5 protein-coding genes are annotated in these 6674 nt (G+C 68.2%); all 5 read right to left on the bottom strand.

Features of this window, described 5'->3' with window-relative positions; genetic code table 11:
- Positions 1–1391 (bottom strand): condensation domain-containing protein (locus tag ACIO1C_RS15450; RefSeq protein ID WP_401863174.1); only part of this gene is annotated, 1391 nt, incomplete at its 3' end.
- A 409-nt stretch (positions 1392–1800) separates the two neighbouring features.
- A complete protein-coding gene (locus ACIO1C_RS15445) occupies positions 1801–3135 on the bottom strand; it encodes a sensor histidine kinase (RefSeq protein ID WP_401863171.1) in 1335 nt (444 codons plus the stop codon).
- A 1-nt stretch (position 3136) separates the two neighbouring features.
- Entirely contained in the window at positions 3137–3790 is a 654-nt protein-coding gene (locus ACIO1C_RS15440) for a response regulator transcription factor (RefSeq protein WP_401863223.1), read from the bottom strand.
- Between the two features lie 349 nt (positions 3791–4139).
- The gene (locus ACIO1C_RS15435; protein ID WP_401863221.1) at positions 4140–6179 is read right to left on the bottom strand and encodes an ABC transporter ATP-binding protein; all 2040 of its coding nucleotides are present in this window, start codon (positions 6177–6179) and stop codon (positions 4140–4142) included.
- A 31-nt stretch (positions 6180–6210) separates the two neighbouring features.
- Entirely contained in the window at positions 6211–6465 is a 255-nt protein-coding gene (locus tag ACIO1C_RS15430; protein ID WP_401863168.1) for an MbtH family protein, read from the bottom strand.
- Positions 6466–6674 lie beyond the last annotated feature (209 nt).

Raw genomic sequence — 6674 nt, 5'->3', positions numbered from 1 at the left:
TCAGAGCCCGACCGAACCGCCACCACACCCGCACTCGCACGAACATGCGAGCCGAACAACTCCAACAACGACCCCCCCACCACAAGCCGCCCCGTATCGTTGAACGCCCCCACCACAACCGCCCGCTCAACCTCCCCCACCACATCAACCCGCCCCACCGCCACCAACGGATCAGCCACCACCTGCTCCAGGAAGTGGAGGAAGGAGGCGTGGGCGGAGTGGAGCCACCGGGCGTCGTACAGGCGGGAATTGGCTTCGAAGGTGACGCGCATTCCGTCGTCGTCCGACCAGCCGCTCACCAGGACGCCGAATTCTTCGACGCGCCGGTTCGACCGCTCCTGCACGACGGCCCTGTGCTCACCGAAGCGGAGGGTTTCGCCGATCGGCATGATGTTGACGTACGGGCCGAACTGCCAGCGACTGCCCGTGGGCCAGCCGGCCGTCCGGCGCAGCCACTCGCCGCGGAAGCGCTGGTGCTCGACCAGGCCGCCGACTTCCCGCTCGGCGAGCCGCGCGAGTTCGACGAGTGTGGTGTCGGCGGTCACGGGGAGGCGGACCGGGAGCACGTTCGCGGTCGTCACCGGGGTTCGTCGCGCCTGTGCGGTGGTGCGGACCGAGACCGGGAGGCTGAGGAGGGCCTCGTCCGTGCCGCCGAGCCGGCTCGTGAAAGCGGCGACGGCCGCGACGACGAGGCGGGGCCAGCTCACCTTGGTCAGAGCGGCGGCCCGGTGCAAGGCCTCGACCGAGGCGGGGGGCAGGTGGCCCGTTCGCCGGAGGACTTCGTCGGGCCCGTCGGAGCGCCGCCCCGGGATGCTCACGGGTTCGGGCCGGTCCGCGAAGTGGTCGGTCCAGTACTGGAGGTCACTGTTGTACTCGTCGGAGGCGCGGTAGTCGGACTCCTGCCGGCGTAGTTCGCGGAGAGGCGCGTGACCGGGGGGCGGGCAGGTGTCACCGTTCAGGAGGGCTGTGTAGATCTTCGCCACGCGGCGGCCGATGAGTGAGCAGCCGTACGCGTCCATCAGCAAGTGGTTGTAACGCTGGAACCAGCCGTAGCGGTCGGGGGCGAGACGGAGGAGGGCATGGGAGAAGAGCCGACTCTCGGTGGGGTCGCCGACCTGGTGCAGTTCCGCCCGCATCCATGTTTCTGCGGCTTCGTCGGGGTCGCTCTCCGCGCTGAGGTCCACGAGAAGCATGGCCCCGTGTTCCTCTCCTGTCCCGGGATCGCCGGCGAACCGCTGTACGACGCGGTCGCCGTCTGCCACGAGTTTCACGCGCAGGATCTCCGCCTCCGCGACGGCCTGCCGCAAAGACCGCTCGAAGAGTTGGCGATCGACGGCGCCGGCGATTTCGACGTACTGGCCGACGTTGTAGAGGCGACGCGAGTCTTCCATGCGCTGCGCCAGCAGAATTCCCTCTTGGGAATCAAAGAGTGGCAGTTCGTAATCAGCCTGACCGTTCATCATTCCCCCGGGCCTGAAATTCCGAGCAGGGCGCGATCCGTGCGATCCGCGTAATCCGCCTGTCGCGGATGAGCAATTCATGTCTGGTGTCGATAACCGGCATGATCCAGCCCGGGTTCATGCTCTCACGGACATTTGCTGGGCGACAGTGTGTACGGATCGGGGCTTGGGGAAAGGTGTCCAACCGACTGTTTTTCTCAGTTGGACACGCCGTCGGAGAACCAATGGGACGCGCCGTTGGACACGTCAAAGGCGCTCAGCCCGCGGGCATGCGAAAAGCGCCCGGCCTGTGACACTTCACAGGCGGGCGCTTATGACGTAAGGGAGTTCTTCGGTTCGCTCAGTCCACTCGGTTCGCCAGGTCCGCCGCTGAGAGGCGGGCGGCTACTTTGCGGACCGTCTGGTGCCCAGTGCCGTTCGGGAGGGCGCGGACGCGTTTCGGGAAGAAGGCTTGCATCATCAGGCCGCCTCCGGGGCGGGCGCGGGCCACGAGTTCGGCCCCGTGCGCGGTGACGATGGCCCGGACGATGGAGAGGCCGAGGCCGTGGTGGCCGTCGTCCGGCGTGCGGACGAGCCGCTGGAAGGGTTCCAGGAGGCGCTCGACCTGCTCGGGCGGGATCTCGTTGCCGGAGTTGGAGACGGCGACGAAGGGGCGGCCGGAGCGTGCGGTGCCGGTGGTGATCTCCACCCGTCCGCCGGGCACGTTGTAGTCGATGGCGTTGTCGAGGAGGTTGGCGACCAGGCGCTGGATGAGGGCGGGGTCGCCGGAGATACCCGTCGGCCGGATGTCCGCCTCCAGCCGCAGTCCGCGCCGGTCGATCTCCCCGTCGAAGGAGAGCAGGACGTCCTCGGCGAGCGCGGCCAGGTCCAGCGGTTCGGGCTGTTCCACGCCGCGTTCGCTGCTGGAGAGGGTGAGCAGTGACTCCAGGAGGCGCGCCTGCTGCCTGCTGATGACGAGCAGACGGTCGAAGGTGCCCCGGAAGGTGTCGACCGTGGCCTCGTCGTCCATGAGGGCTTCTTCCAGCAGCGCGTGTTCCAGGGTGAGCGGGGTGCGCAGTTCGTGGGCGGCGTTGGCGACGAACCGTTTGTGGGACTCCAGGGCGGTCTGTAGCCGGCCCAGAAGCCCGTCCACGGTGTCCGCGAGATCCTTGAGTTCGTCGGAGGGGCCCTTGGCGTCGAGTCGCTCGTGCACGTTGCGCGCGGAGATCTGGCGGATGGTGGAGGTCATGGTGCGCAGGGGGCGTACGAGGCGGCCCGCGACCAGCCAGCTGAGCACGATGGAGATGCCGGCCATGATCGCCAGAGCTATCCCGGACTGCACGAGGAGGTGGTGCATCTCCATCGCGTGCTGCCGAACGGCCTGTTCGCTCAGCTCCCGGGCGACACCCTCGGCCCAGGGAGGGGGCCGGCCGGGCAGGGTTTCCCCGCCGCCCGTGCCGTCGGGCAGGGGCAGCCGGGTGGCGCCCTGGTTGAAGATGGTGATGTTGCCCTTGCGGCGGGAGACCAGGAAGTACGTGATGGCGAGCAGCCCGGCGCCGGAGGCGACGAAGAGCAGACCGAACAGCAGCGTGAGCCGCATACGGACGCGCCGGGGCAGCAGGCGTGCCGGAACACCGGCGGGGACCGGTCGGATCAGGCGGGGCAAGGGGGGCAGGCGGAACAGCCGCATCGGCATCTCAGATCCGGTAGCCGCCGCGGGGGACGGTCTCGATCAGGGGCGGTGACCCGAGCTTCGGCCGTAGCCGGTTCACGGTGGTCTTGACGGTGTTGGTGAAGGGGTCGGCGGCTTCGTCCCAGACGCGTTCGAGGAGTTCTTCCGCGGAGACGGGTCGGCCCTGGGCGGCCAGCAGGCATTCGAGGACCGCGAACTCCTTGGGGGTGAGCCGCAGCGGGAGGCCCGCCCGGGTGGCGACCCGGCGGGCGGGGTCGAGGCTCAGGTCGCCGTGGACCAGGACGGGGGGCAGTGCCTGTTCGGGGCGGCGCGCGACGGCGCGGATACGCGCGACGAGTTCGGCGTACGCGAAAGGCTTGGGCAGGTAGTCGTCCGCCCCACGGGTGAGTCCCGCCACCCGGTCGGCGATCGTGGTGGACGCCGTCAGCATCAGGACGCGGGCCCTGTGCTCCTGAGCCACGAGCACCGCGCATACCTCGTCGCCGTGGACCTTGGGAAGATCCCGGTCCAGCACGACGACGTCGTAGTCGACGACCGTCGCTCGTTCGAGTGCGTCGGCTCCGTCGTACGAGACGTCGACGGCCATTCCCTCGCGGCGCAGTACGCGCGCCACCGATGCCGCGAGTTCGGCATGGTCTTCGACGACGAGAACCCTCAACTCTTCACCCCCGGCGCGGCGCTTCATGGCAGGGAGGCCGGGCGGCACAGGCTGTTCATGCTGGTCAGCCTGCCCGGACCATGGTCACACCCCGGTCACAGCGTCCGCGTGTCAGTTCTGCGTGGTCGGCTTCCCCGTGGTCGGCCCGTACGTCTTCCGCGTGGTCGGCCCGTATGTCCTTCAGGGTAGTGCCGGGCTCTGTACCACGGCCCGGTTTTCCCATTTGTGGCCACTTCTCTCATGGTGTCTCCCGCATCCGCTCCCCCACGGTGCACGGCACGGTGTCCGGAACGCGGCGTGCGCGTTCCGGACACCGTGCCGACGCGCGGGGCGCCCTGTTCCGTACGGCTCACCGCTGTACCGGAGGGGGTCCGCCGAGAATCATCGGGGCGGGCCCCGAACCCGGCGGCGGGAGGGGCGGGAGCGGGTCGGCGCCTCCGCCGCCGAAGGCCTGCGGCCCGACGGCCGGCTGCGGGACCGGCTTCACGTACCCGTTGCCGCGGCCGTTGCCCGCGAACTGGGTGCGGTACAGCTCCGCGTAGAGGCCGCCGAGTTCGAGCAGTTCCTCGTGGGTTCCCTGCTCCTGGACCCGGCCCTTGTCGACGACGAGGATCTGGTCGGCGTCGCGGATCGTGGAGAGCCGGTGCGCGATGACCAGGGAGGTCCGGCCGATGAGCGCGGTCTTCAGGGCCCGTTGCAGAGCGGCCTCCGATTCCGAGTCGAGGTGCGCGGTGGCCTCGTCCAGGACGACGACGGGCGGGGCCTTGAGCAGCAGCCGGGCCATCGCCATACGTTGCTTCTCGCCGCCGGAGAGGCGGTAGCCGCGGTCGCCGACGACGGTGTCGAATCCGTCGGGCAGCGACTCGATCAGGTCCCAGATCTGTGCCGCCCGGCACGCCTCGATGAGCATGGGCTCGGTGGCGTCGGGGCGTGCGTACAACAGATTCTGACGGATGGTCAGGTGGAACATGTGCGCGTCCTGGGTGACCATGCCGACGGTGTCGTGCAGGGAGGCCAGGGTGAGATCGCGCAGGTCCTGGCCTCCGATACGGACCGTTCCCTCGACCGGGTCGTACAACCGCGGTACCAGGTGCGTGATGGTGGTCTTGCCCGCGCCGGAGGGTCCGACCAGCGCGGTGAGCTTGCCGGCCGGCACGGTGAAGCTGAGGTTTCGCAGGGTCCAGGAGTCGTCCACGCGTTCCACGGAGGGCAGGGCGATCGACTCGAGCGAGGCGAGAGAGACCTCCCGGGCACGGGGATAGCGGAAGGACACGTTGTCGAACTCGATGTCCGGGGCGCTGCCGGTGCCGGTGCCGAAGGCGGGCAGGGCGCGGGCTCCCGGCTTCTCCGCGATGAGCGGCTTCAGGTCGAGGACCTCGAACAGCCGGTCGAAGCTGACCAGGGCGGTCATCACGTCGGCCTGGGCGTTGGAGAGTTGGGTGATCGGGGTCATCAGGCGGGTGAGCAGCGTCGCGAGTGCCACCAGGGTGCCGATGTAGAACGACCCCTCGATGACGAGCTTGCCGCCGACGCCGTAGACCGCGGCCGTGGCCAGTGATCCCAGGAGCATCATCGACAGGAAGAGCATCTTGCCGTTGACGGCGGTCTGGATGCCGAGGTCGCGGCCCCGGCCCGCCTGTTCCGCGTAGAGGCCGGCCTCGGTGTCGGGGCGACCGTAGAGCTTGGCCAGCAGAGCCCCCGTCACATTGAACCGCTCGTTCATCAACGAGCCCATCTCGGCGTTGACCTGCATGTGGGACCGCATGAGGTGTTGCAGCCTGCGCCCGATGATCTTTCCGGGGAGGATGAACAGCGGGACGATCACCAGGCCGATCAGGGTGATCTTCCAGGACAGCAGGAACATCGTCACCAGGACGAACACCAGGGTCAGCCCGGCGGAGACGACGGTCGACAGCAGGGTGGTCAGCGCGCGCTGGGCGCCTACGACGTCCGTGTTGAGCCGGCTGACCAGGGCGCCGGTCTGGGCCCTGGTGAAGAACGCGAGCGGCTGACGCTGTACGTGGTCGAAGACTTCGGTGCGCAGCTCGTAGATGAGGCCCTCGCTAACGCGGGCCGAAAACCAGGTCTCCGCCCATCCCACGACCAGTCCGACCACCGCGAGCGCGCCGATCCCCATCGCGAGCCACATCACGAGAGACGTGTCGCGTTTCACGATGCCGTCGTCGATGAGGTATTTGAACATCACGGGGGGCGCCACGGTGATGGCGGCGTTCAGGGTCGTGATGAGCAGGAGCAGACCGATGCTGGACCGGTACGGCCGGGTGTAGGGCAGGATGCGTCCGGCCGTACCGGGTTTGACGCGTTGTCGGGCTCCGGACGGATCCGGCCCCACTCCGCCGAATGTCACCGGCCCGGAGCCGCCGATCATGGACACAGGAATCTCCTCTTGTTCCGCGCCATCAACGGGCGGCTTGCGCGGACTCGACGTCCTGCTTGTTCGCGGCGTCCTTGTTCATGGCGTCCACGAGGCTCTGCGGACGCAGGTCCGTCCAGTTCTCCTCGACGTAGTCGACGCAGTCCTTCCGGGAGCTCTCGCCGAACACCACGCGCCAGCCGTCGGGGATTTCAGCGAAGGCCGGCCAGAGGGAATGCTGGTTCTCGTCGTTCACCAGCACGAAGAATGAACCGTCTTCATTGTCGAACGGGTTTGCCATGACTACTCCAATTCAATTGGGGCCTGCCTGGACTCGCTCAAGGTAGTCGCGAGACCGATGGCACACAAGGCTGGACAAACTGAAGTGCTGTACCGGGATTTCCGGGGTCGGCAAAGGAGCCGCGTATCACGTCCACGACATCGTCGAATTGATTCGTCGGGGAACTGTCCAAGTGACGGATTCGGACACTTGGACACCCGGAAACGCCC

The organism is Streptomyces sp. NPDC087420, assembly GCF_044744165.1.
Taxonomy (GTDB): Bacteria; Actinomycetota; Actinomycetes; order Streptomycetales; family Streptomycetaceae; genus Streptomyces.
Note: the sequence above shows the minus strand (reverse complement) of the source record. Positions and strands in the feature narration are given on the sequence as shown.

Bases quoted from the DNA above. Each gene is read 5' to 3' on its own strand.
- ACIO1C_RS15430 (WP_401863168.1), bottom strand. From the start codon at position 6,465: ATGGCAAACCCGTTCGACAATGAAGACGGTTCATTCTTCGTGCTGGTG.
- ACIO1C_RS15435 (WP_401863221.1), bottom strand. From the start codon at position 6,179: ATGATCGGCGGCTCCGGGCCGGTGACATTCGGCGGAGTGGGGCCGGAT.
- ACIO1C_RS15445 (WP_401863171.1), bottom strand. From the start codon at position 3,135: ATGCCGATGCGGCTGTTCCGCCTGCCCCCCTTGCCCCGCCTGATCCGA.